We start from the raw sequence: 23,643 nt of genomic DNA, 5'->3' as shown, positions 1-23,643 counted from the left end.
TTAATTCTAAAACACCCCCTGCAAATGCAGGGGGTGTTTTTTTATGCATATAAAATTAGAAATATAAGAAACCTTAAGCTGAGTCCTTTGTAGTAAATATTTTTAGCGTATAAATCGATTCTTAGAACTTAATATTGGTATATTTTTCATCTAATTTGTATAAAAAATATTAAAAACATGTTATAAAAAATTAAAACGGCATAAATATTGCTTAAAGTAAAAGCTATAAATAGAGTAGGGTTATATGAAGTTATCGCTTGGGATGAGAGTTGCAAATTCATTATCTTTAACACCTCAATTGCAACAAGCTATTCGATTACTTCAACTATCTAGTTTGGAACTAGAACAAGAAATTCAAATTCAACTTGATAGTAATCCGTTGTTAGAAAAAATAGAAGAGCTGGAAAATATAGAAAGCTTAGATGCTATTGAAGATCAAGAAGAAAAAGACTTAACAAATGAGTTAAATGCTGATTATTTACCAGATGATCTTCCTGTAGATACCGATTGGGATGATATTTACACGCATCAACCAACAAGTCTTGGTGCTATTGATTTTGAAGAGCGTGAAGATAATCGACAAGGTAGCTTAACTTTACAAGAACATATGCTTGAGCAAATTAATTTACTTCATTTCTCACTGATAGATAAATTAATTGCACATTGTATTGTTGATTCTTTAGATGAAAAAGGTTTTTTAGATTGTGATATTTCAGAGATTACCACATCTGTACAACATCTTTTAGAATCAATGAATTATGATGATGAAGTGGAAGATGCAGAGGTATTAGCCGTACTAAAGTCGATTCAACGTTTGGATCCTATTGGTATTGCATCTAGAAATCTTGCGGAATGTCTATTGTTGCAATTAGAAAGCTTAGCCGTGCATACCTTATATAGAAATGAGGCTATGCTGTTAATAAATCATTATGAGTTATTGATTTCAAATGATTTAGCTAAGTTAATGAAACAAACAGGATTAAGTAAAGATCAACTAAAATCAGCAATTTCATTATTAAAAAGTTTAAAAGCTTATCCTGGTGCCGATTTTGAAAATAAAGATTTAGATTATCAAATTCCGGATGTTGTTGTTCAAAAGAAAAATGATCATTGGTTTGTGCAGCTAAATCCTGATGTTATGCCGAAACTACGCGTTAATTCTTTTTATTCTAATATGATTAAACGTGCCGACCAAAGTGATGATAATCAGTATTTAAGAAATCATATGTTAGAAGCAAAAAACTTTATAAAAAGTGTGGATGAACGACATAAAACTTTATTAAAGGTTGCAACGTGTATTGTTGAGCATCAACGGAATTTTTTTGAAATTGGTGCTGAGGGAATGAAGCCTCTAGTTTTACGAGAAATTGCTGAAGAAGTCGAATTACATGAATCGACAATTTCACGAGTAACCACCAATAAGTATATGCTGACACCTCGTGGGCTTTTTGAATTGAAATATTTTTTCTCGAGTCATGTAGGAACGAGTAGCGGTGGAGAAGCATCATCTATTGCAATTCGAGCGAAAATTAAAAAGCTTATTTCAGAAGAAAATTCACGTAAGCCATTGTCAGATAATGTGATTGCAAATATGTTGAATGCTGATGGTATTGAGGTTGCAAGACGAACGGTCGCGAAATATCGCGAATCGTTACATATTCCTTCATCTTCTGAGAGAAAAGTCTTGATCTAAAATTTAAAATCTGACTATTCTAGAGATTCATTATGACGACATAATGAATCTCTTTTTTATTTAAGGATTAGTTAGAATGATTTGATTTTTATTTGTAAGAACTTTTTCTTTCACTTTATTGAATCGTTCTAATTATGACTTTTCGACTCTTAAAAAAAGGTGAGGGATAGTGCTATGCAAATTACAATTCGTGGTCATCATTTAACAATCACCGATGCAATAGAAAAAGATATCCGTTGTAAATTCAAGGATATGACGAAGCATTTAGATCAAATCAATAGCATGCAAGTTAAGCTATCTAAAGATCACCAAGTTGATAAACATTCAAAACGTGGTAGTTTAAATCATATTGCAGAAGCCATTATTCGATTGCCGGGTATTGAGTTGTTTGCGCAAGCATCTGCTGATGATATGTATACTTCAATTAAAAAATTAACTGAAAAATTGAAGCGCCAACTCGATAAACATCGAAAAATGCAACTCGTTTATCAGCCTTTAGCTGTATAGTTTAATCTTTAAACGGAAAGAGGTTTCAAATAACCTCTTTTTTTATTGGTATAATGCAACAGCAGATGAATTATTTTTTATATTTATAGTAAAATGGCGGGTTTTACACCGTCGGTCCTATAAGAGGTCTTTGTGATGAATAGTGAACAGCTCACTGATATTTTAAAAGCTGCTTTTCCAGAGGCTGAAGTTGCTGTAAGTGGGCAGGGCGGAAAATTTGATCTTCGTATTGTAGATGAACAATTTGAAGGCAAACGTCCCGTTGCTCGTCAACAATCTGTTTATGCACCGTTAAATTCATATATTGCCAGTGGTGAAGTACACGCAGTTACTATTCGCGCAATGACTAAAGAAGAATGGCGTAAAGCAAGCTTATTCGGAGCTTAATACATTGGATAAATTTTTAATTCAGGGCGGCATTAAGCTCGAAGGTGAAGTGCGTATTTCTGGTGCAAAAAATGCAGCATTACCACTTTTAGCAGCAATGATCCTTGCGGATACACCAACTACACTTACAAATGTACCAGATCTAAAAGATGTGAATACATTGGTGAAGTTGATTGCAGGTCTTGGTATCACCATGAAATATGAAGGTGATACGGTAGTTGCAGATACATCTACCTTAGACAATCAGTTTGCACCATATGAGCTTGTGAAAACAATGCGCGCATCTATTTTGGTGCTTGGTCCATTGTTGGCGCGTTATGGTAGTGCGCAGGTTTCGTTACCTGGTGGTTGCGCTATTGGTTCTCGTCCAGTCGATCAACATCTTAAAGCTTTAGAAGCGTTGGGTGCTGAAATTGAAGTTGAAAATGGTTATGTACATGCCAAAGTTGACGGACGTTTAAAAGGTGGCGAAGTTGTTTTTGATATGGTTACCGTTGGTGGCACAGAAAACATCTTAACTGCTGCGGTTTTAGCGGATGGTGTAACAACTATTCGTAATGCTGCACGTGAACCTGAAATTACAGATCTTGCAAACATGCTTATTGCGATGGGTGCAAAAATTGAAGGTCTAGATACAGATACTTTAGTGGTTACAGGCGTTGACAGCTTACATGGCTGTGAATATGCCGTTGTTGCTGACCGTATTGAAACAGGTTCATATTTAGCTGCTGCTGCTATTACGGGCGGTCGTGTTAAAACAACACATACTGATCCAACATTAATGGAAGCTGTACTCGAAAAGTTTGAAGAAATGGGTGCAGAAGTGACCCGTGGTGATGACTGGATCGAGCTAGATATGATGGGTAAACGTCCGAAAGCAGTGAGCTTCCGTACTTTGCCACATCCTGAATTCCCTACAGATATGCAAGCACAGATCATGGCGGTTAACGCGATTGGTCGTGGTTTTGCGACAGTTTCAGAAACGATTTTCGAAAATCGTTTTATGCATGTACCTGAGTTAGCACGAATGGGCGCAAACATTCAGGTTGAAGGTAATGATGCTGTGATCACAGGTGTAGAAAAACTTTCTGCAGCCCCTGTAATGGCAACAGATTTACGTGCTTCATTCTCTTTGGTATTGGCTGCATTAGCTGCTGAAGGTGAAACGATCATTGATCGTATTTATCATATCGACCGTGGATATGAAAATATTGAAGCAAAATTACAAGGTATTGGTGCCCAAATTAAGCGAGTAGATTAATGAGCGATATGAGAAACGATGATCCTAATTTTGATGTAATGGGAAATTTTGATCATGGTTTAACTTTAGCATTAAGTAAAGGACGTATCTTAAAAGAGACTTTACCATTGCTAGAAACAGCAGGGATTAACTTATTAGAAGATCCAGATAAATCGCGTAAGTTAATTTTTCCTACAACACATAAACATGTACGTATTTTAATTTTACGTGCATCAGACGTACCGACTTATGTTGAAAATGGTGCTGCTGATATTGGTGTTGCGGGTAAAGATGTATTGATGGAACACGGTGCGCAAAACGTATATGAACCATTAGACTTAAAAATTGCTGTTTGTAAATTAATGACAGCAGGTAAGGTTGGAATGGAACGTCCGAAAGGTCGTTTAAAAATTGCCACTAAATATGTAAATTTAACGCGTCAATATTATGCAAGCTTAGGTGAGCAAGTTGATGTGATTAAACTTTATGGTTCTATGGAGCTTGCTCCACTTGTTGGTTTGGGTGATTACATTGTCGATGTTGTAGACACTGGTAATACACTTCGTGCCAACGGTTTAGAGCCACTTGAAGAAATTTGCCAAGTATCTTCACGTTTAATTGTGAATAAAGCGAGCTTTAAGCGTAAGCAAGCTTTGTTGAACCCAATTCTTGCACAACTTGAAAAAGCTGTGGAAGAGCGTGAAGCGAAAAAATAAGTTTTGAACTTTTTTGAAGAACCGCCTGAAAGGGCGGTTTTTTTATAGTATCAGTCTAATGGTCTGATAATTTCAAAATTAATATTTATTGAGTCTGCTTTATGAACTTTGAATAAAGCATTTTTAAAGGCGTATGTACGATTTGGTTTATAATCTAAAGAAACTTCTTGTTTAAAAGAGGGTCTAATATAGCCATTATTTGTAAACTCATTATATACAAAACGAATTTGTCCATTAGAGACACCTGCATATGTAATGGTTGCACTTGGAGTTATAGAGCCATAACGATCGTTTAAAAATTGAAATTTTGTGCTTTTTATTCCTTTGATTGGTTCAAGTAATTTTATTTGATAAAAATTAGGATCGTTAATCGTATTCCAATTCCAAAACATATCAGTAGCTTCAGCTTTATTCTTTGGAACAAATAATCCTATGTAAGCTTTAGCTGACCTTTCCGATGTTTCTACACTTTCTCTTGCTTTGTAATATGAACCCTCTTCATTTGTATGGTAAAGAAAAAAATCTGCTGGTTTTAGGTGGTAGGTAACTATTTTCCTTCTATGTTTTGCTAGAATTTCGTGCTGTTCATAAATATTAAATGCTTCATATTTTATAGTAGTAGCTTCTTTTCTATACTCTCCAGCTGTTAGTATTTCCTCGCCAACTCGAACTGTATTTTTATATTTAGGAATGAGTATTTTTCCAGGTGTTTTTGTGGCAACAATATTTCGGGGAATGTGTATAGTTTTGATTTCTGTAGAGCAAGCTGAAATAAGAAATAAGCTTGAAATTAAAATGGATTTTTTAAACATTTAATTACCCCGACACCAAACTCTAAAATTTGAGCAGTATCTTAGGTTATTTAAATCATAATTGCATTGATGCCTTTATCTCATTTTAAAGAAATTATTTATTAATAAGCTCCATAGCAAATTCTTATAAAAAACCTTTTATTAACATTATTAGTAGCCCCACAAATGCTTTAAAACAAGGTAAACTAAATCTTTCCTAACTATCCGTGTGGGTAAATTGATGCGACGTTTATCGACTCAAGAGCCGAACTTTAAGCAAGTATTTAAAGACTTGTTAGCTTTTGAAACTGTGAGTGACCCAGAGCTTTTAAAAACTGTAGACCAAATTATTGCAGATGTACGCCAACATGGTGATGCACATGTACTTAAACTCACTCAACAATTCGATCGACATCCAGCACATCAATTTTCAGAATTAGAACTCACTCAAGAAGAGTTAAAAACTGCATTTGATGGTTTAACCACAGAAATTCGTGAAGCTTTAGAACTTGCTGCACACCGTGTACGTGAATTTCACCAAGCACAAAAGCAAGATGGTTGGACTTATGTAGATGCTTTGGGTAATACCTTAGGTCAAAAAGTTACACCACTTGATCGTGTGGGTATTTACGTGCCGGGTGGTTTGGCTTCATATCCATCTTCAGTGCTCATGAACGCAATTCCTGCACATGTTGCAGGCGTGCCCGAAATTATTATGGTTGTTCCTGCACCAAATGGTGAATTGAATCCATTGGTATTGGCGGCAGCACATTTAGCAGGCGTACACCGTGTATTCACCATTGGTGGGGCGCAAGCCGTTGCAGCATTGGCATATGGCACAGAAACGATTCCTGCTGTAGATAAAATTACAGGGCCGGGGAACCGCTTTGTTGCGGCAGCAAAACGTGCAGTGTTTGGTCAAGTCGGCATTGACATGATTGCAGGTCCTTCTGAAATTTTAGTTTATGCTGAAGGTAAAAATAATGCTGAATGGTTGGCGATGGATTTACTGTCTCAAGCAGAGCATGACACCGTTGCACAAGCTGTATTTATTACACCAGATGAACAACTTTTAAATGATGTAGAACAAGCCATTGAAAAGCATCTAGAAGCTTTACCAAAAGCTGAAATTGCACGTACATCTATTGCCAATCGTGGCGCATTGGTTCTTGTGAAAGACCGTGCAGAAGGTGCAGAGCTGATTAACCAAGTTGCGCCTGAACATTTAATGTTGTGTTTAGATGAAGCTGAAGAAATGTCTGAAGATATTCGCCATGCAGGTGCAATCTTCATGGGACGTTATACACCTGAAGCCATTGGCGATTACTGTGCAGGTCCAAACCATGTATTGCCAACATCAGGTACAGCACGTTTCTCATCACCGTTAGGTGTATATGATTTCCAAAAGCGCTCAAGCTTAATCATGTGCTCTGAACAAGGTGTGAAAACTTTAGCAAAAACAGCAGATATTCTTGCACAACAAGAAAACTTAGATGCACATGCACGTTCTGCACGTTATCGTTATCAAGATTAATTTGTTTGGATCATCTTTTAGATAAATTTTTTGATTAGAGAAAAATCTAAAACTAGATGAAGTTAGTTTAGAAATGAATTGTTCCTCTCCCTGTGGGAGAGGTTAGGAGAGGGAGTTTTTGACCTCACCCTAACCCTCTCCTAAAAGGAGAGGGAATATTGAGATAGAAAAATGAATATTAGCTCTGAACAAATGCGTTTTTGGAGTCCTGATGTACGTGAATTAGAACCGTACACACCGGGCGAACAGCCAAAAATCCAAAACTTATTAAAACTCAATACAAATGAAAACCCGTATCCACCATCTCCGAAAGTGGTTGCTGCGGTGCAAGCTGTATTGGAAAATAATGCGGATGTATTGCGTTTATATCCAGACCCTGATGCTTCAGCATTGAAACAAGCCATTGCAAAACAGCAAAATGTTGCTGTGGAACATGTATTTGTTGGTAATGGTTCAGATGAAGTTTTAGCACATATTTTTAAAGCTTTTTTTGTGCAAGATAAACCAATTCTATATCCAGATATTACCTACAGTTTTTATCCTGTATATAGTCAATTTTTTGGTCTTTCTGCAAAAACTAAAATTTTGCCGTTAAATGATGATTTTGAAATTGTCGTTGAGGATTATAAACAGCCAAATGGCGGTATTATCATTACCAACCCGAATGCACCAACAAGTATTGCATTGGGGCTTTCTGCAATTGAAGAAGTACTTCAAGCCAACCCTAATTCAGTGGTTGTCATTGATGAAGCTTATGTCGATTTTGGTGCGGAATCTGCGGTGAGTTTAGTTGAAAAATACGAGAACTTAGTGGTTTGCCAAACGACATCTAAATCACGTTCATTAGCAGGTTTACGTGTAGGTTTTGCGATTGCACAACCACATTTAATTGCGGCGCTTGAGGCGGTAAAAAATAGCTTTAACTCATATCCGATTGATCGTTTTGCGATTGCTGCTGCGGTTGCATCTTTTGAAGATCAAGCGTATTTCGAAGAGCAAAATCAAAAAGTGATTGCGAGCCGTGAAAAGCTTGTGGCTCAATTGGCTGATATTGGTTTTAAAGTATTGCCTTCAAGTGCTAACTTTATTTTTGCATCTTTACCAAGTAAAGATGCAGGTGAATTAGCTGCTGAATTACGTGAACGTGGCATTATCGTGCGTTACTTTAATAAACCTCGTATCAATCAGTTCTTGCGCATTACGATTGGTACAGATGAGCAAAATCAACGTTTAGTTGATACATTGAAAAACGATATTTTGTTGTAATCTATTCAGAATAGAACAGAATATAAATCCACACTAACCCTCTTTTGATAAAGGAGGGGACTCCTCCCTTTAAAAAAGGGAGGTTGGGAGGGATTAAAAAAAGCGACTCAAATGAGTCGCTTTTTTTATTGATGTTTATAGAATGTATTCAGTAACTTGAGTAAGGCATCGACTTTATCGAAACACTCTTGATATTCGGCATCGCAATTTGAGGCAATGGTAATACCACCACCTGCCCATAATGAAATATCTTCCTGATATTTTTGAATTGAACGAATTAGAATGTTCCAAGAACCTGTACCATCCGAATTGAAATATCCCATTGAACCGCAATAAGCGCCACGAGCACCTTGTTCAAGTTCGTTAATAATTTGCATGGCACGAATTTTGGGTGCGCCTGTAATTGAGCCACCAGGCAGCGCAGACATCAATACATCAAAAGGTTGTACATTTTCTTTTAATGTTGCCTCAATTTCGCTGACCATATGATGAACTTGATTAAAGCTTTCAATATTGAATAATTTTGGCGTTTTGACTGAACCTGTTTCTGCATAAACACTTAAATCATTACGTAATAAATCCACAATCATGACATTTTCAGCCTGATCTTTTTCGGAGTTTTTTAAAGTATTTTTAGATTGTTCATCTAAAACAGCATCTTCAAAACGTGGCATTGTGCCTTTAATGGGCTTAGTTACTATTTTTCTATTGGTTTCAAAATCGATAAATAGTTCAGGTGAACAGCTCAATACTTCAAATGATTCGACACGTAAATAACCAGCATAAGGTGCATTGGTCAAAGTCCAAAATTGGTCGGATGTTGAAAGCAATGAACCTTTTGCTTTGGTGGTAAATTCTTGCGTTAAGTTAATTTGATAGCAATCGCCTGCGACAATATAGTCTTGAACATGTTGAAAAGCTTGCTGATATTGTTGTTTCGACCAACGGCTTTTACATTTTTCTGCTAGTGCTAATGTCTCTGAACTTTGATGGTTTTGAGTTAAATTTTCAATTTGTTGAAAGATAGATTGGGCATCAATATGGTCACTATTGAAATACCAAGTTTGGTTTTCATAGCTTAAATAACTTGAAAATTGTCCTAAAAAAAGACTCGGTTGATTTTTTCTTTGGGCATGAACTTGCTGATTTGCGGCAAAATCATAACTGACAAAACCCATCGTTAATATTTTATTTTTTGAATTTAATGATGATGTTAAAAAGTCGGAAAGTTGCTGATAATCTTCTAGTTTTTCATATGTGTTGAATGTTGTTTGCTGAAAAAATTCAGTTTTTTTTGCATGTATAAGAACATACCGATCTGCTAAAAATCCTATAAGAGGTTGGTTGTTATTATTTAGAAAAACAACATGATGAAATGGCTGTAAAGACTCTAGAAGCTTTTGATAAGAAAGATCTTGTTGAGATAAAGCTTGTTTAAAAGTAGGAGAGTTCATCATATACAGCAAAAGCACATCATTGAATTTCACCCATATTTTACATGAAACCAAGAGCTAGACACGACAAAAGCGACGTGAATCGAGTTTAGATTTATAGCAATAAAAGAAAAGCCCATCGATTAGATGAGCTTGAATATGCTGAATTAAGTTTGAAGCTTAACCTGTATGGTCTAAACGTGAACCTAAAGTTTCTAAATGCTTTGGAAAAATATTGGTTTTTCGATCTTCAAAATAATGGCGAAGTGTTCTTTCTACGCTAGGAAATGCAAGATCATCCCAAGGAATTTCATCTTCACTAAATAGGCGAGATTCGATGGTTTCTTCACCTGCACCAAATTTTCCATCAATAATATTGGCTTTAAATAAAACGTAAATTTGTCCAATACGTGGAATGTTATACATGCAATAAAGCTGTTCGATATCAATTTCAGCTTCGGCTTCTTCACGTGTTTCGCGAGCCGAACCTTGTTCCATGGTTTCAAACAATTCCATATAACCTGCAGGTAAAGTCCATAAACCATAACGTGGTTCAATGGCACGTCTACAAAGCAGGACTTTATTTTCCCAAAGTGCAAGTGCACCACAAATCACTTTAGGATTAACATAATGAATAGTTCCACATTGCGTACAAACACGACGAAGCTGATGGTCACCTAAAGGGATTTTTTCAGTTGTTTTATGTCCACAATTGCCGCAGAAGTTCATATTCATCATCAATGATAAAGGTGCTTTCAGAATAACTGAATTTTAGGACTTTGGCATCATCTCTATTTCATTGAATGGAAATTCAGCTATGATGATGTAAAGACAAAAGGATAAAAATATGGATTATGGTTCATTGACCCAATTATTACAGCAAAGATTGCGTTTCGAAGCGAAAGCGAAAGAAGCTCAAGCAGCTGTATTAATTGCGATTACCAATGAGGCAGATCCGAAAGTTTTATTAACGCGTCGTTCAATTATGATGAACAGCCATGCAGGTGAGGTTTCATTCCCTGGTGGAAAGCGTGATCCGCAAGATACCAGTAACATTGTGGTTGCTTTAAGAGAAGCACAAGAAGAAACCGCATTAAACCCTTTTGATGTTCAGCTGATTGGCGATTTGCCAATGCAAAAGTCAAAAAATGGATTAACTGTAAAACCGATTGTTGGATTAATCCCGCCACATATAGAACTTCAACCACAGCCCACAGAAATTGATCGTATTTTTTTTGCATCTTTAAAAAGTTTAATGAATGCACCAACCATTCCTTATGAAGTTCAATATGCTGAACAAAAGTTATATTTTCCAAGCATGCAAGTAGAAGATGAAGTGGTTTGGGGTTTAACCGCACGTATGCTGGTTTCACTGTTTCAAAATGGTTTAGATTATAAAAAAGATTGGCCACTTTTACTTAACTCGCCTAATTTTAATCTTAAATAAAGCACCTTATTTCAGGAAGAAATCATGTTGTACAAATTTCAAGGACATCAACCTCAAGCCACACATTTACCATGGGATGGATGGGTCGCAGATAATGCAACGGTATTGGGGCAAGTTGAATTAGGTAAAGAAGTCAGCGTTTGGTTTGGTGCAGTCATTCGTGGCGATAATAGTAAAATTAAAATAGGTGATTTTACCAATGTTCAAGAAAATGCAGTTTTACATACCGATGCAGGTATAGAAATGCATATTGGACATTATGTAACGATAGGGCATCAGGCGATGTTGCATGGTTGTACGATTGGCGATAACAGCTTAATTGGAATTAATGCTGTGATATTAAACAATGCCGTGATTGGTAAAAATTGTATTATTGGTGCAAATGCTTTGATTCCTGAAGGTAAAATTATTCTAGATAATTCGGTTGTGATGGGGTCACCGGGGAAAGTGGTCAAAACATTAGATGAAACAGGCGAAAAAATGTTGAAGAAAAGTGCCTTGCACTATGCAGAACATTTTAAAAAATTTGTGAAATTGGAAGAAGTTAGCCTTTAAGTTAACTCAATTAAGTATTTACTGACGCATTAAAATTTAAGCGAGTTTTAAGTATCATCGCTTAGAATCTCTCGCGAAGCTTGAATGAGTGGAGTATTATAGCCACTATATTTATCAGATTTATTCTTAAGGTCTTGCATGAAATTGCTGGCATTGGAAACTGCCAATGAGCAGTGTTCCGTTTCAATTGTAGATGAAACACAAGCGCTATTTTTCCAATTAGATACAAGAGCAAAAGCACAAACGCAAACCATCTTACCGATGATTGAGCAAGGTTTTGCACAAACGGAAATTCAAACTTCCGATCTAACAGCAATTGCCTTTAGTCGTGGACCGGGTTCATTTAGTGGTGTGCGTATTAATGCCGCTGTGACTCAAGCTCTAGCTTGGTCAAATGACATTCCTGTAATTCCTGTATCGACATTGCAAGCTTTAGCGCAAAATGCATATCGTGAAGCAGGTTTAACAGAAGTAACAGCTGTTCTCGATGCACGTATGAATGAAGTTTATATTGCAAGTTTTAAGCTTGATGAAAACAACATTATGCAAGCTGTAGATGAAGAGCAATTGTTGAGCTATGAAAAAGCACAAAATGTTGTGAAATATCAAGTTATAGGCTCAGGTTCAGGCTTGGTGAATGCAGAACAAATACAGTACAAAGGCTTAAGTGCAACAGCAGAAGATATTGCTACTATTGCCCGCGAATTGGCGAAACATGAGAAATGGTTAGATGCAGAACTTGCATTACCCGTATATTTACGTGATGACGCTTGGAAAAAAATCCCAGAACAGGGCAAATAATTAGGATTTTCTATGGATCTTTTACTGCTGTTGAAAGCAGCGATCATGGGTATTGTAGAAGGGATTACCGAATTTTTACCTATTTCAAGTACAGGACATTTAATTCTTGCATCAGAATTAATGAATTTCTGGACCAAAGAAAAAAGTGATGTATTCGTAATTGCTATTCAAATGGGCGCAATTGCCGCTGTTATTTACGAATATTGGGCGCGTCTTTGGGGAGCTGCAACAGGGCTCATTACAGGCGAAGAAAAAGGTCGTCGCTTAGGTCTTGGTTTAATCTTCGCTTCTATTCCAATTATGCTTGTGGGGCTGACTTTTGGTCAGACAGTAAAAGCGCTTTTATTTAATGATGTTGCCGTCGCAATTGGCTTAATTGTGGGTGGTTTCATTATTATGTGGATTGAAAAAAATCCACCTGTGGTTCGCGCAAAAGAAGTTGAAGATTTAAGTTATAAAGACGCAATTTGGATTGGTTTAATTCAAGTTCTATCTTTAATTCCGGGAACGTCACGTTCAGGTGCAACTATTATTGGCGCAATGTTCTTGGGTGTATCTCGTAAAGCAGCAACTGAATTTTCATTCTTTTTGGGTATCCCTGTTATTGTTGGGGCAGGTCTATTAGACCTTTACCAAAGTTATGATGTGTTTCAAACGCATCAAGATTGGATTGTGCTTGCGGTAGGTTTATTGGTTTCGTTTATCTCTGCACTTGTACTGATTCGAGTTTTAGTGGCTTATGTGGCTAAACGAGATTTCATGGTCTTTGCGTGGTATCGCATTTTCTCAGGTTTGTTGATCTTACTCTTTGCATTTACAGGCTGGAAATTATGGTAAATGAAATTCGCTTATATGCTGAGCAAGAATTTCAAGAGAAAGCACAACAGTACGCTGTTGTGCTTTCTTCTCGTGGAGTATTGGTAAACATTGAGCTCATTGAAAAATTAAACGCTCGATTTTTACGTTTAAACCCAGAGCTAGCTTTATGTGTAGATGATTCAGGTTTGTGGTTGTGTGCCAACGGCATGAAAATGCAGCCCGATTGGAAAGCAGAAGTAGGTCGCTTAAAACGTGCATCTTTAAAATCTGAGATGATTGCTCGCGCATGTAACTTAGGTGAAAAACCTAAATTGGTAGATGCAACAGCAGGACTTGGGCACGATAGTTTGCTTATGGCGCAGTTAGGCGCAGAGGTTACTTTAGTTGAACGTCATCCTATATTGTTTACGTTACTTGAAGATGCACACCGAATAGCCATGCAAGATGCTTTTTTAAGTAAGGCTGTAAGTCGTATTCATTTGGTATTTTCAGACTCTGCCGATTATTTGAAGCAACAAGCTGAATTAAAAAATGTGGCTGATGTTGTTTATTTAGATCCAATGTTTCCACAACGTGATCAAAATCAGCAAGCAGAAAAGAAACAAGCACAAGTGAAGAAACAAATGCAGTTGTTGCATTTAATTTTACCTGAAGATGGTGAAATGGATTTAGGCGATAATTTGCTTGAATTGGCACAAAAAATTGCAAAACGAGTTGTCGTAAAACGACCAAGGCTTGCGGTATTTTTAGCAAATCAAGAACCAAATCATCAGTGGCAAGGTGATGCTTGTCGTTTCGATGCGTATTTTCAACATGATCTTGCTTAGTATTTTGGTAATTACTCAAAAAAACTGCAAAGATTTGAGATATAGTGAAAAAACGTCATTGATAAAAAAATTATCAGGCATAAACTTATTATTCAAATTACGGTCTATAACTACACGTTGAACCTATGATTGATTTCAAACCCTCCATAAACTTTTGGCATGATCTAAAAAGCAATCAAACTGCAGGGTTATGGTTATTCTTAGGTTCAAGACGCTCATTACAAATTGTGCGCCCATCCGTTTTTCAGCTCATTTTTTGGGGCATATTAGGTGGTGCAGCAAATACCTTATTTAGTTGGTTAAGTGCGGGTGAAATTGGTGACTTTAATCCTCAAGGGTTAGTCAGTTATGCGCTTTGGCCATTCATTGCACTTATAGTAGGTATCTTTTTATCTCAACGTGTAAATAACCCTCGCTTACTGCTTGTGCCTGCCTTACTTTGGTTGGTTCTAGATACACACATCGCACTATTACAAAGCCTTATTCAATATTTAGGCATGGTCGATATTTTGCCATATGCATTATATGACTATTTGCCGATCTTATTTATGGTGCTGTTTGTTTGGCAAAGTTTGGCTGTGGTTTGGGTTTTTTCACGTGAATTAAAATGGCCTTGGTGGGAACGAGCACTGATTATTGCGGCAACCTTATTTACTCTGGTTGTATGGCAAATGTCGGTAAAAAGTCAGCCTATTTGGAAGGTTGAAGATGTTCCACCATCTTTTAGTGAAGAAGCTTTTTATACACAAAACAAAATTCTGAATAAAGCACTTGAAGGTATTGAATTTGGTGAGTTTGTACAATCACATTGGTACTTTTTAGGTGTGGCAGGTGCAAGTTATCAAGACGTATTTATGTCTGAAGTTGAGCGCATAAAAGAACAATTTGATACACGTTTTGGTACTTTTTCACGTTCGATGATTCTTGTGAATAATCCAATGACAAGAAATGTTATTCCTGTTGCCTCAAGAACAAGTATAGAAATGGCACTGCGCCGTATGGGACAGCAGATGAATCGTGAAAGTGATGTACTATTTTTATATATGACATCTCACGGATTGCCAAATCAGTTTGAAATAGAAAATGCACCATTAGACTTAAAACAAGTCGATCCAAAATGGTTAAAAGATACTTTAGATAAATCTGGAATCCGTTGGCGCGTAATTGTTATTTCTGCATGTTATTCAGGAAGTTTTGTTTCTGAACTGCAAGATGAAAATACTTTAATTATTACTGCATCTGCTGCAGATCGAGCATCCTTCGGTTGTTCAAATGAAGCGGATTATACTTATTTTGGTCGCGCGTTCTTTGATCAGGCAATGCGTGAACAACATTCGATGTTTGATGCATTTAATCAAGCAAAAGATACAGTTGCAAAGTGGGAAACGGCACAAGGATTTGAGCCATCTGAACCTCAATGGGCAATTGGTAAGAATATGGAATTGATGTTGCCACAATTAGAACAACGTTTATTTCCACAAGTGAATTCAGTGAAACCTGTAACAAAAGTGGAAGAGCCACTGAATATTCATTAATTAAAAAAGGGGAAGCGTAATGGAATTAATCCAAAATAATAGATGTTTTAATGGCGAACAACGCATTTATAAGATTAATTCTGAAAGCCTTAAAGGCGAAAGTAAATTTGGTATTTATCTTCCTAAAAAAGCTTTGGATGGAGATGCTTGTCCCGCATTATTTTATTTAGCAGGCTTAACCTGTACAGAAGAAACATTTGCAATTAAGGCTCATGCTCAGCAATTGGCGGCACAACTCGGACTGATTTTAATTACTCCGGATACTTCGCCACGTGGTGAAAATGTTGAACAAGGTGATCATTGGGATATTGGTCAGGGGGCTGGTTTTTATATTAATGCAACTCGAATACCTTGGGCTGAACATTTCAATATGGAAGCTTTTGTCGCAGAAGAACTCTATGATTTAGTGCAAAAAGAATTTTTAGTTGAAGATGGAAAAGTTGGAATTTTCGGTCATAGTATGGGTGGGCATGGTGCTTTGACACTTGCACTGAAATATCCAGAAAAATTTAAATCCGTTTCTGCATTTGCACCTATTTGTGCACCAAGCCAATGCCCTTGGGGTGAAAAAGCATTTTCTAATTATTTGGGCAATGATAAATCTGAATGGTTAAAACATGATGCAACCGCATTATTGGAAAGCAAAGGCGCTATATTTAAAGAAATATTAATTGATCAAGGTTTAAAAGATCAGTTTTATTCGCAGCTTCATCCTGCTTTATTTGAACAAGCTTGCCAAAAGGTTAGGCAGAAACTCACCTTACGAGAACATGAAGGCTATGATCACGGTTATTATTTCATCCAAAGTTTCATTGCTGATCATTTGAATTTTCACATGCTTCAGCTACAAGCATAGAGAACTTACAAATCTCATATTGGTAACTTTTCTATGATTCATAGATAATGCGTTTTATCTTTTATAAGATTTAACGCATTTTTTTTGATCTATATCATTAGATTATTTTCTAATAACAAGGCTAAAAACAACTGGATATTTCATGCAAACACCAGATACCAATTTAATGCATCAAACTTTTTCAGAACCACCATTTCCACCAGAACTTCCACCTTTAGAACAACATGAAGTGAAAAGTTGGAAGAAAATTCATTCTTTTTATTTTCATGGAAATGCATCTGAGTATTTTGGTATCTGGATTGTAAATATCTTACTTACGATTATTACTTTAGGTTTATATGCACCATGGGCAAAAGTGCGTCGTTTACGCTACTTTTATGGAAATACTGAATTTTTTCAACGTCGTTTCGACTTTACAGGTATACCAAGAAAAATTTTGATTGGTCGCTTAATTGCTTTAGCCCTTTATATTGGTTTTAGTGTGATTTCCAATTATTCAGTGAAAGTATCATTAATTGGACTGGCGATTATTTATTTTGTTGTACCTTGGCTGATTCGTGCCACTCTTCGTTTTAAAGCACGAAATAGTAAATTTGGTAATAGCCGATTCTATTTTTCAGGTACAAATAAAGAAATATATTGGGTTTTCTTTAAATCTATTTTACTAACGATTTTCACAGGTGGCTTATTCTATCCTGTAACCATTTGGTTGTTTAAACGATATACCTTAGACCATTTATATGTAGGGCAATTAAAGTTTAAATTACGTGCCGAATGGTCTGCATTTATGAGGGCCTTCTATTATCCAGTTTTAGCATTTATTGCTTTAATTGGTGTTTATGGCATTGTACTTTGGTTTTTTGCAGGTTCATTGGCAAATCTTGGTGCTGAGGAAATGAGCGTTATTTTTGGTGTAATGTACCTCATTGGATTGTTACTGATTTGGCCTTTAATCTCTGCGCGTATATTCATCGTAACTTGGAATAATATCACTCTTAGTCGCAGTGAATTTAATACCAATTGCAATCAATGGCACTACGTGTGGATTATCGTGAGCAATTGGTTCTTAAAAATTATCACTATAGGGTTTATGTCACCTTGGGCTGCTATTCGTCTTTATAAATATCAAGTTGAATCGCTTAGTCTGAACTTGAAAAATGACCCAGATTCAATGCTTAATCGTGTTCAAGAAGATCACAGTGCCATTGCTGAAGAAATTAGTGATGTGTTCGATTTTGATATTTCACTATAACGGAAGCCGGTAATGAAAACGTCGAATGTAGATGTTGTATTTTATGATGGTTTTAGCTCCAAGCCACATAATGCAAAAGTTTATGCTGTAGATAAAAATACTGTATTGGTACGTTATGGCGATCAACTTGAATTCGAGCGCCAATATTTATACACAGATATGACATTAATTGGCGCGCTTGGAAAAATACATCCTGTTATAGAGTTAAAAGATGATGCTCGAATAGAGTTTCAAGATGTATTGCCTGAATGGTTTCAGTTAAGTGCAAAAAAAAATTATCACTCTATTTGGAAGCTTGAAAAGTCACCCAGCTTAATTTTATTTAGTATGGTATTTGTCGCAGCACTCATTTTCGCAACAGTAAAATGGGGTGTTCCAATGGCATCTTATTATGTTGCGAAGCATTTGCCAGTAGACACACTGAAAACTATTGGTGATGAAGCAGAGCAATATATTATATCTGCAACAGGTGAAACAAAATTATCTAATTCTCGGCAAAGGCAAATTGTAGATCGGTATAACAGCATTATTGCCGATGGCAAACCCGCTAAAATTATTTTTAGAGCAGGTGGGAGTATTGGTGCGAATGCTTTAGCTATTCCAAATAATACAATTATCATCACAGATGAATTGGTGAAGCTTTCTGAAAGTGATGAAGAAATTATTGGTGTATTGGCACATGAACAAGGGCATTTAATTCAAAAACATAGTTTGCAACAAACTTTATCTAGCTTAGGTTTTAGTGTGATTTTAATTGCAATAACAGGAGATGGTTCAGACCTTGTGACAACGGTTCCTGTTGCATTAATTGGTGCTAAATACTCACGTGATTTTGAGTCTGAAGCAGATAGTTATGCTTTAAACACTATGCAGAAGCATCATATCCCAACCATTCATTTTGCAAACTTTTTACAGCGTTTAGAAGAGAGTGCTAAAAAAGATTTATCTAAGGATGGAAAAGACGTTCAGGGCTCACCTGTACTAGACTTTTTACAAAGTCATCCTGCAACGAAGGAACGTGTTCAAGCTGTGAAAGACTTCGAACTAAAGCATCAAAAATAGTAGGTAATACCAAAATCATGCAACAAAAAAGGGAAGTAAATACTTCCCTTTTTTCATTATTTTTGATGATAAATATATAAATTAACTACGCGCCCAATCGGCATTGAGCTCTTCTTGCCCCATACGCACTAAATGATCAACAACCACTTGTTCCAACTTAATTTGATCGACGTCATCTGTTTTAAAGTCAATTTCAACATGAAGATGATCTGTTTTAGGAATTAGTGAAACAGTTGCAGAGGGCATGAAAATTTCATAATTAGTTTCTGTGCTTGCAACGTCAAATTTGTGTTTCCAATGATTAAGTAAGCGCTTGGCAATTTTTGCAGACTGTTCAGTTTTAATATCTGAGATGCTTTTCATGTTTTATTGCCTATTTTTAACTTAAATATAAAAACATAATAGAGAAAAAAATAAACAAGAACAATTCTCATTGTGAAACATTCTGTGATAAAAATAGAACGCTGATGATTCATGACTAGCTAAGAAATCAAAGGCACGAAGCAAGCGACAATTTGTTATAATAGATAGATCAATCCAAATACCAGCAAGGTTCCCTTACATGTCCAAGCCATATTTAATTGCGCCATCAATCTTATCTGCAGATTTTGCACGTTTAGGCGAAGAAGTCGAAAATGTGATTGCTGCGGGTGCAGATGTCGTTCATTTTGATGTTATGGATAATCACTATGTACCTAACCTGACTTTTGGTGCTGGTGTATGTAAGGCATTAAAAAAATATGGCATTAAAGCACCTATCGATGTGCATTTAATGGTTTCACCTGTAGATCGTATGATTGGTGATTTCTTAGATGCAGGTGCAGATATTATTACTTTCCATCCAGAAGCTTCAGATCATATTGACCGTTCATTACAGTTAATTAAAGCGGGTGGAGCAAAAGCTGGTTTAGTATTTAATCCTGCAACACCATTACACTATTTAGATTATGTACTTGATAAAGTAGACCAAGTTTTATTAATGAGCGTTAACCCTGGTTTTGGTGGTCAGAAATTTATTCCAATGACATTAGAAAAATTACGCGAAGCACGCAAAATTATTGATGCATCTGGTCGTGATATTCGCTTAGAAGTGGATGGTGGTGTGACTCCTGCAAATATTCGTGAAATTGCAGAAGCGGGTGCAGATATGTTTGTTGCAGGTTCGGCAATTTTTGGTAAGCCAGATTATCAAGCTGTAATTAACGAAATGCGTTCTGAACTTGCAAAAGTAGGTTCTGTAGAAGTATAAGACGATTTTGAATAAGTTATCTGCACGCTGTGGATAACTTTGTTTATAACTGTATGGATATCTGTGTTTATAACTATATGGATAACTCGTTTATTTTATAAACACTTGTGCATCAATAGGTTGTGATTTATACAAAAAATGTCTAAAAAGGATTCAATTGAATCCTTTTTTTTAGTTTTAAAAGACTATTCTGTGTTGCTTGTTTATTGATCTTTAGTTTGAAAATTGAGTGGCGAATAAATAGCTTTATTGTTTTAATCGATATTTTTTAAATTGTTGCTGTATTGTTAATTATAAATTTAAAAAATTGTGTATAAAACAACACTCCGTTATTCTCGAACGCGAATGAGGAACAACATTCAGTGAATAGACCTGATTAATTTACAAAGGCTATGCTCATGCAGTTCATGAAAAGTAAAAGCATTACATTTGTGTTACTTGTAACTTTGGTTATGAGTTGGACAGGTATTGCCTTTGCTTTCGTGCCTGCAACTACAAATGTTCATCACTTAACTATTCAAATGAAAACTATGCAAGAACATAGTTCAATGCATAAAGGTGATACAAGTGAACATTGCTTGACTCAGGTTAAAGCATCTCAAAAACACGTCATGCAACATGATATGCAGAGTACGAATGCACATTGTGAACAAAGCACAGTAAGTGATTCAGACACCCAAAGTTCACATCAGCTTTGTAAAGATTGCTCTATTGGCCAATGTCAAAGTTCGATTTGTAGTGTGAATCTTTTAGAGTCGAATACATTAAGCCTTTCGACGTTTAATTCTAAAAATATATTTAATTCGGTCTATGGAATATTTCATTCTTCCGACTTTAAACAAGATATTCTGCGCCCTCCACAAGCTTAATCCTGATTTTTAGAAATTTTATTTTTCAAAATTCAAGGATAAGTCATGTCTTTTAAGTTACCTCAACACCTCGTTATTGTGGTGGGTTTGTTATCATCAACTTTTGCTTTTTCAGCGGTAAAGGAATATCACCTTACTGTAGATGAGCAGCCCGTTAATATCACAGGAAAAACAGTTAAGCGTATTACCGTAAATGGTCAATTCCCCGCACCAAATTTAGAATTTGAAGAGGGTGATGATGCTGTTATTCATGTGCATAATAATCTAAAAAAACAAGATACATCTGTGCATTGGCATGGCTTATTATTGCCTGGTTTAATGGATGGCGTACCTGGTTTTAATCAGTTTAAGTCGATAAAACCCAATGGTGATTTCACCTATAAATTTAAAGTTCGTCAGAATGGAACTTATTGGTATCACGCACATTCCAAAGGGCAAGAGCAAGATGGCTTATATGGTTCTTTGGTCATCTATCCTAAAAATAGAAAGCCATTGGTTGAACATGAAAAAGTAGATCGTGATTATGTGGTCATGCTGTCAGATTTTCATGAGTCTTCAAGTGCGCAAATTATGGCGAACTTAAAAAAATCTTCCGATTTTTATCAAAATAAGCGTGAAACCTTAAAAGATGTTTTGACTCAAGTTAAAAAGGATGGCTTAAAAAGCACATGGCAAGATCGTTCCATGTGGAATCAAATGCGCATGCTCAAAACAGATTTGTCTGATGTTACAGGCTATACATTTTTAGTGAATGGCAAAACGCCTGAACAAAATTGGACAGGCATGTTTAAGCCAAATGAAAAAGTACGTTTAAGGATTATTAATGCATCGGCAATGTCTTTTTATGATGTGCGTATTCCAAATTTAAAAATGACTGTTGTAAGTGCAGATGGTCAGCCTGTTCAACCTGTCAATGTAGATGAGTTCCGTATTGGTACTGCGGAAACCTATGATGTCATTGTTCAGCCAAAACAAGACCATTATCAATTACAAGCCGAATCGATTGATCGTACAGGTTTTGCACTTGCATCTCTTCAAAATGAGCAAGCTAAAGTACCTGAAAAAGTACAAATTCCGCAAACACGACCACGCGCATTATTAACCATGGATGATATGGGGCATGGCTCTATGCGTGGTATGCAATCAAATGATGCATCTGCAATGGATATGTCATCTATGCAAATGAAAGCTGGTGACATGGATCATTCGAAGATGAAACATGAGATGACGTCCGATCAGAAAATGGATATGTCATCTGATGATCAAGCCAAAACTGTACAGGGTTGGGCAAATGCATCTACACCAAAAGGTGATAAAGCATTGCAATATAGCGACTTAAAATCATTAACACCGCAAAAAGATTTACGTGAAGCGACACGTGAATTAGAAATTCATTTGGGCGGAACAATGGAACGCTATATTTGGACAATCAATGGTAAAAAGTTCAATGAAGCCAAGCCTTTAAAAGTGAAATATGGCGAAAAAATTCGGTTGAAATTTGTCAATGACAGCATGATGGCGCATCCAATGCATCTACACGGTATGTTTATGCAATTGGAAAATGGTCAAGCTAAATCTGATTTACCTAATAAACATACAATTGTCGTACCACCAGGGAAAACAATCACCGCTTTATTAACTGCCGATGAGTTAGGCGAATGGGCGATTCATTGCCATCTGCTTTATCACATGAGTGCAGGCATGATGAGTAAATTAATTGTAGCAAATGTGGATGAAGATTCGAAAACAGTGGTAAATAAGCCAAAAACAACAATAAAGCCTGTGAATCTTCATCAGAGTACAACAACAGAGGGAGGTCAACATGAACATCATTAATGTGAACAAGCATGTTTTAGGCATATCAATTTTATTGGCAAGTGGGCAAATCTTTGCTCAGGCAGAAAATGAAATGTTTACTCAACAACATGACCATTCATTGATGCAGCCTACGGTAAAACATGAACCTCCTTCACATGAAGATCATCTTCAAGAACATGGTGGAGAAATTTATCAATCAAGTGAATTTACGACAAAATGGTTGAACGATGATGCGGGGCAAGGTGTTTGGCAAACCCAATTGGAAAGTCGTATTGGTACAGATGAAAATAAACTGTTTATTCAATTAAATGCTGAAAAAACAGAGTCTGAAGATACCAAGTACGATGGTAAATTCATGTATAGCCGTGCGATGGTCGATTTTTGGGATATTCAAGCGGGTATTCGATATATCCACGATGCGGAAAAAGTAGAGGAAAAAGATCAAACTTATGCCGCATTTGGTTTAAATGGTTTAGCCCCTTATTTCTTTGATACAGACATTTATATGTACGTGGGTAAAGATCAACAAGTGTTTGCGAGTTTGGAAACTGATCGTGATTTTTTAATTACGCAAAAGTTGATTCTTAAACCTTATTTAGATGCAGAAGTTGTCATGAGTGATGAATCTAAATATGCCAAGTCTAAAGGATTAACAAACTTAACTTTAGGATTGGAAACACGTTATGAAATAACCAAAAATATCATGCCATATATTGATGTTTCGTACGGTTATGAAAAAGGGGTAAAAGAAACGAATTGGCAAGATGAATCATCTTCTGAAACGAAATGGTTATATGGCGCTGGAATTCAGTTTAACTTTTAAGCTTGTGCGCCATACTGTTTAATTAAATAGTATGGCGTTTCATTTGAATTAGAACGAATGTTGTTAAATGGTCAAAAATTGTAAAATAAAGATTAATAAAACTGAGCAATAATTTATACTTAGAGCATTCAAAGGGACGACCCCTTATTTAGAAGATCACCAA

At 36.1% G+C, this 23,643-nt stretch carries 24 protein-coding genes; 20 read left to right on the top strand and 4 right to left on the bottom strand.

Annotated features, from left to right (window positions below):
* Nucleotides 1-244 precede the first annotated feature (244 nt).
* The 5 genes from A6M14_RS10995 to hisG all read left to right on the top strand — a co-directional run bounded on the left by A6M14_RS10995 (nt 245) and on the right by hisG (nt 4,543).
* Entirely contained in the window at nt 245-1,693 is a 1,449-nt protein-coding gene (locus tag A6M14_RS10995) for an RNA polymerase factor sigma-54 (RefSeq protein WP_152875033.1), read from the top strand.
* A gap of 174 nt (nt 1,694-1,867) precedes the next feature.
* Nucleotides 1,868-2,200: a ribosome hibernation-promoting factor, HPF/YfiA family gene (hpf, locus tag A6M14_RS10990; RefSeq protein WP_152875032.1), complete on the top strand. Its 333-nt coding sequence runs from the start codon at nt 1,868-1,870 to the stop codon at nt 2,198-2,200.
* 135 nt (nt 2,201-2,335) lie between these two features.
* Nucleotides 2,336-2,587: a BolA family iron metabolism protein IbaG gene (ibaG, locus tag A6M14_RS10985; RefSeq protein WP_152875031.1), complete on the top strand. Its 252-nt coding sequence runs from the start codon at nt 2,336-2,338 to the stop codon at nt 2,585-2,587.
* Nucleotides 2,588-2,591: 4 nt separating this feature from the next.
* A complete protein-coding gene (gene murA / locus A6M14_RS10980) occupies nt 2,592-3,848 on the top strand; it encodes a UDP-N-acetylglucosamine 1-carboxyvinyltransferase (protein WP_152875030.1) in 1,257 nt (418 codons plus the stop codon).
* The gene (hisG, locus tag A6M14_RS10975; protein ID WP_152875029.1) at nt 3,848-4,543 is read left to right on the top strand and encodes an ATP phosphoribosyltransferase; all 696 of its coding nucleotides are present in this window, start codon (nt 3,848-3,850) and stop codon (nt 4,541-4,543) included. The genes murA and hisG overlap by 1 nt, the downstream gene beginning before the upstream one ends.
* A gap of 50 nt (nt 4,544-4,593) precedes the next feature.
* Here hisG and A6M14_RS10970 read toward each other — a convergent pair whose 3' ends face one another.
* Nucleotides 4,594-5,355: a hypothetical protein gene (locus A6M14_RS10970; protein WP_152875028.1), complete on the bottom strand. Its 762-nt coding sequence runs from the start codon at nt 5,353-5,355 to the stop codon at nt 4,594-4,596.
* A 208-nt stretch (nt 5,356-5,563) separates the two neighbouring features.
* On the opposite strand from A6M14_RS10970, the gene hisD reads away from it, so the two are divergent.
* Together hisD and hisC are read left to right on the top strand one after the other, a co-directional pair.
* Nucleotides 5,564-6,868: a histidinol dehydrogenase gene (gene hisD / locus A6M14_RS10965; protein ID WP_188110896.1), complete on the top strand. Its 1,305-nt coding sequence runs from the start codon at nt 5,564-5,566 to the stop codon at nt 6,866-6,868.
* 171 nt (nt 6,869-7,039) lie between these two features.
* The gene (gene hisC / locus A6M14_RS10960; protein WP_152875026.1) at nt 7,040-8,134 is read left to right on the top strand and encodes a histidinol-phosphate transaminase; all 1,095 of its coding nucleotides are present in this window, start codon (nt 7,040-7,042) and stop codon (nt 8,132-8,134) included.
* A gap of 125 nt (nt 8,135-8,259) precedes the next feature.
* Here hisC and A6M14_RS10955 read toward each other — a convergent pair whose 3' ends face one another.
* Nucleotides 8,260-9,588 carry an anthranilate synthase component I family protein gene (locus A6M14_RS10955; protein ID WP_152875025.1) on the bottom strand — a complete coding sequence of 443 codons (1,329 nt, stop codon included), beginning with the start codon at nt 9,586-9,588 and terminating at the stop codon, nt 8,260-8,262.
* A 159-nt stretch (nt 9,589-9,747) separates the two neighbouring features.
* Nucleotides 9,748-10,296 (bottom strand): NUDIX hydrolase, encoded by a 549-nt coding sequence (locus tag A6M14_RS10950; RefSeq protein WP_152875039.1) that lies wholly within the window; start codon nt 10,294-10,296, stop codon nt 9,748-9,750.
* 118 nt (nt 10,297-10,414) lie between these two features.
* Here A6M14_RS10950 and A6M14_RS10945 point away from each other — a divergent pair, with 118 nt between their 5' ends.
* The 9 genes from A6M14_RS10945 (at nt 10,415) to A6M14_RS10905 (ending at nt 18,721) form a co-directional block, all read left to right on the top strand.
* Complete coding sequence (locus tag A6M14_RS10945; RefSeq protein ID WP_152875024.1) at nt 10,415-11,014, top strand: CoA pyrophosphatase; 600 nt, start codon at nt 10,415-10,417, stop codon at nt 11,012-11,014.
* Between the two features lie 24 nt (nt 11,015-11,038).
* Nucleotides 11,039-11,569, top strand: a complete 531-nt coding sequence (locus tag A6M14_RS10940; protein WP_152875023.1) for a gamma carbonic anhydrase family protein — start codon at nt 11,039-11,041, stop codon at nt 11,567-11,569.
* A 138-nt stretch (nt 11,570-11,707) separates the two neighbouring features.
* Nucleotides 11,708-12,370: a tRNA (adenosine(37)-N6)-threonylcarbamoyltransferase complex dimerization subunit type 1 TsaB gene (tsaB, locus tag A6M14_RS10935; RefSeq protein ID WP_152875022.1), complete on the top strand. Its 663-nt coding sequence runs from the start codon at nt 11,708-11,710 to the stop codon at nt 12,368-12,370.
* A 12-nt stretch (nt 12,371-12,382) separates the two neighbouring features.
* On the top strand, nt 12,383-13,207 hold the full coding sequence (locus A6M14_RS10930) for an undecaprenyl-diphosphate phosphatase (protein ID WP_152875020.1): 825 nt from the start codon (nt 12,383-12,385) through the stop codon (nt 13,205-13,207).
* Complete coding sequence (locus tag A6M14_RS10925) at nt 13,201-14,016, top strand: class I SAM-dependent methyltransferase (protein WP_152875019.1); 816 nt, start codon at nt 13,201-13,203, stop codon at nt 14,014-14,016. The genes A6M14_RS10930 and A6M14_RS10925 overlap by 7 nt, the downstream gene beginning before the upstream one ends.
* A 125-nt stretch (nt 14,017-14,141) precedes the next feature.
* On the top strand, nt 14,142-15,551 hold the full coding sequence (locus A6M14_RS10920; RefSeq protein ID WP_152875018.1) for a C13 family peptidase: 1,410 nt from the start codon (nt 14,142-14,144) through the stop codon (nt 15,549-15,551).
* A 19-nt stretch (nt 15,552-15,570) separates the two neighbouring features.
* Nucleotides 15,571-16,407 (top strand): S-formylglutathione hydrolase, encoded by an 837-nt coding sequence (gene fghA, locus A6M14_RS10915; protein ID WP_152875017.1) that lies wholly within the window; start codon nt 15,571-15,573, stop codon nt 16,405-16,407.
* Nucleotides 16,408-16,573: 166 nt separating this feature from the next.
* A complete protein-coding gene (locus A6M14_RS10910; protein WP_378226854.1) occupies nt 16,574-17,659 on the top strand; it encodes a YjgN family protein in 1,086 nt (361 codons plus the stop codon).
* 12 nt (nt 17,660-17,671) lie between these two features.
* On the top strand, nt 17,672-18,721 hold the full coding sequence (locus tag A6M14_RS10905; RefSeq protein ID WP_152875013.1) for a M48 family metallopeptidase: 1,050 nt from the start codon (nt 17,672-17,674) through the stop codon (nt 18,719-18,721).
* A gap of 81 nt (nt 18,722-18,802) precedes the next feature.
* On the opposite strand, the gene A6M14_RS10900 is transcribed toward A6M14_RS10905, so the two are convergent.
* Nucleotides 18,803-19,084, bottom strand: coding sequence for a DUF2218 domain-containing protein (locus A6M14_RS10900; RefSeq protein ID WP_152875012.1), 282 nt, complete (start codon nt 19,082-19,084; stop codon nt 18,803-18,805).
* A gap of 199 nt (nt 19,085-19,283) precedes the next feature.
* On the opposite strand from A6M14_RS10900, the gene rpe reads away from it, so the two are divergent.
* The 4 genes from rpe to A6M14_RS10880 all read left to right on the top strand — a co-directional run bounded on the left by rpe (nt 19,284) and on the right by A6M14_RS10880 (nt 23,480).
* Complete coding sequence (gene rpe, locus A6M14_RS10895; RefSeq protein WP_152875011.1) at nt 19,284-19,970, top strand: ribulose-phosphate 3-epimerase; 687 nt, start codon at nt 19,284-19,286, stop codon at nt 19,968-19,970.
* A gap of 398 nt (nt 19,971-20,368) precedes the next feature.
* Nucleotides 20,369-20,839 carry a hypothetical protein gene (locus tag A6M14_RS10890; protein WP_152875010.1) on the top strand — a complete coding sequence of 157 codons (471 nt, stop codon included), beginning with the start codon at nt 20,369-20,371 and terminating at the stop codon, nt 20,837-20,839.
* A 45-nt stretch (nt 20,840-20,884) separates the two neighbouring features.
* Entirely contained in the window at nt 20,885-22,675 is a 1,791-nt protein-coding gene (locus A6M14_RS10885; protein WP_152875009.1) for a copper resistance system multicopper oxidase, read from the top strand.
* Nucleotides 22,662-23,480, top strand: coding sequence for a copper resistance protein B (locus A6M14_RS10880; protein WP_152875008.1), 819 nt, complete (start codon nt 22,662-22,664; stop codon nt 23,478-23,480). Before A6M14_RS10885 ends, A6M14_RS10880 begins: the two co-directional genes overlap by 14 nt.
* Nucleotides 23,481-23,643 lie beyond the last annotated feature (163 nt).

This window comes from Acinetobacter portensis (assembly GCF_009372215.1).
Taxonomy (GTDB): domain Bacteria; phylum Pseudomonadota; class Gammaproteobacteria; order Pseudomonadales; family Moraxellaceae; genus Acinetobacter; species Acinetobacter portensis.
This window is presented reverse-complemented; position numbering and strand designations above follow the sequence as displayed.

What these genes read in the sequence shown, in the direction of transcription:
- A6M14_RS10995 (WP_152875033.1), top strand. Translation starts at nt 245, where the DNA reads ATGAAGTTATCGCTTGGGATGAGAGTTGCAAATTCATTATCTTTAACA.
- hpf (WP_152875032.1), top strand. Translation starts at nt 1,868, where the DNA reads ATGCAAATTACAATTCGTGGTCATCATTTAACAATCACCGATGCAATA.
- ibaG (WP_152875031.1), top strand. Translation starts at nt 2,336, where the DNA reads ATGAATAGTGAACAGCTCACTGATATTTTAAAAGCTGCTTTTCCAGAG.
- hisG (WP_152875029.1), top strand. Translation starts at nt 3,848, where the DNA reads ATGAGCGATATGAGAAACGATGATCCTAATTTTGATGTAATGGGAAAT.
- A6M14_RS10970 (WP_152875028.1), bottom strand. Translation starts at nt 5,355, where the DNA reads ATGTTTAAAAAATCCATTTTAATTTCAAGCTTATTTCTTATTTCAGCT.
- hisC (WP_152875026.1), top strand. Translation starts at nt 7,040, where the DNA reads ATGAATATTAGCTCTGAACAAATGCGTTTTTGGAGTCCTGATGTACGT.
- A6M14_RS10955 (WP_152875025.1), bottom strand. Translation starts at nt 9,588, where the DNA reads ATGAACTCTCCTACTTTTAAACAAGCTTTATCTCAACAAGATCTTTCT.
- A6M14_RS10950 (WP_152875039.1), bottom strand. Translation starts at nt 10,296, where the DNA reads ATGAACTTCTGCGGCAATTGTGGACATAAAACAACTGAAAAAATCCCT.
- A6M14_RS10945 (WP_152875024.1), top strand. Translation starts at nt 10,415, where the DNA reads ATGGATTATGGTTCATTGACCCAATTATTACAGCAAAGATTGCGTTTC.
- A6M14_RS10940 (WP_152875023.1), top strand. Translation starts at nt 11,039, where the DNA reads ATGTTGTACAAATTTCAAGGACATCAACCTCAAGCCACACATTTACCA.
- tsaB (WP_152875022.1), top strand. Translation starts at nt 11,708, where the DNA reads ATGAAATTGCTGGCATTGGAAACTGCCAATGAGCAGTGTTCCGTTTCA.
- A6M14_RS10930 (WP_152875020.1), top strand. Translation starts at nt 12,383, where the DNA reads ATGGATCTTTTACTGCTGTTGAAAGCAGCGATCATGGGTATTGTAGAA.
- A6M14_RS10925 (WP_152875019.1), top strand. Translation starts at nt 13,201, where the DNA reads ATGGTAAATGAAATTCGCTTATATGCTGAGCAAGAATTTCAAGAGAAA.
- A6M14_RS10920 (WP_152875018.1), top strand. Translation starts at nt 14,142, where the DNA reads ATGATTGATTTCAAACCCTCCATAAACTTTTGGCATGATCTAAAAAGC.
- fghA (WP_152875017.1), top strand. Translation starts at nt 15,571, where the DNA reads ATGGAATTAATCCAAAATAATAGATGTTTTAATGGCGAACAACGCATT.
- A6M14_RS10910 (WP_378226854.1), top strand. Translation starts at nt 16,574, where the DNA reads ATGCATCAAACTTTTTCAGAACCACCATTTCCACCAGAACTTCCACCT.
- A6M14_RS10905 (WP_152875013.1), top strand. Translation starts at nt 17,672, where the DNA reads ATGAAAACGTCGAATGTAGATGTTGTATTTTATGATGGTTTTAGCTCC.
- A6M14_RS10900 (WP_152875012.1), bottom strand. Translation starts at nt 19,084, where the DNA reads ATGAAAAGCATCTCAGATATTAAAACTGAACAGTCTGCAAAAATTGCC.
- rpe (WP_152875011.1), top strand. Translation starts at nt 19,284, where the DNA reads ATGTCCAAGCCATATTTAATTGCGCCATCAATCTTATCTGCAGATTTT.
- A6M14_RS10890 (WP_152875010.1), top strand. Translation starts at nt 20,369, where the DNA reads ATGCAGTTCATGAAAAGTAAAAGCATTACATTTGTGTTACTTGTAACT.
- A6M14_RS10885 (WP_152875009.1), top strand. Translation starts at nt 20,885, where the DNA reads ATGTCTTTTAAGTTACCTCAACACCTCGTTATTGTGGTGGGTTTGTTA.
- A6M14_RS10880 (WP_152875008.1), top strand. Translation starts at nt 22,662, where the DNA reads ATGAACATCATTAATGTGAACAAGCATGTTTTAGGCATATCAATTTTA.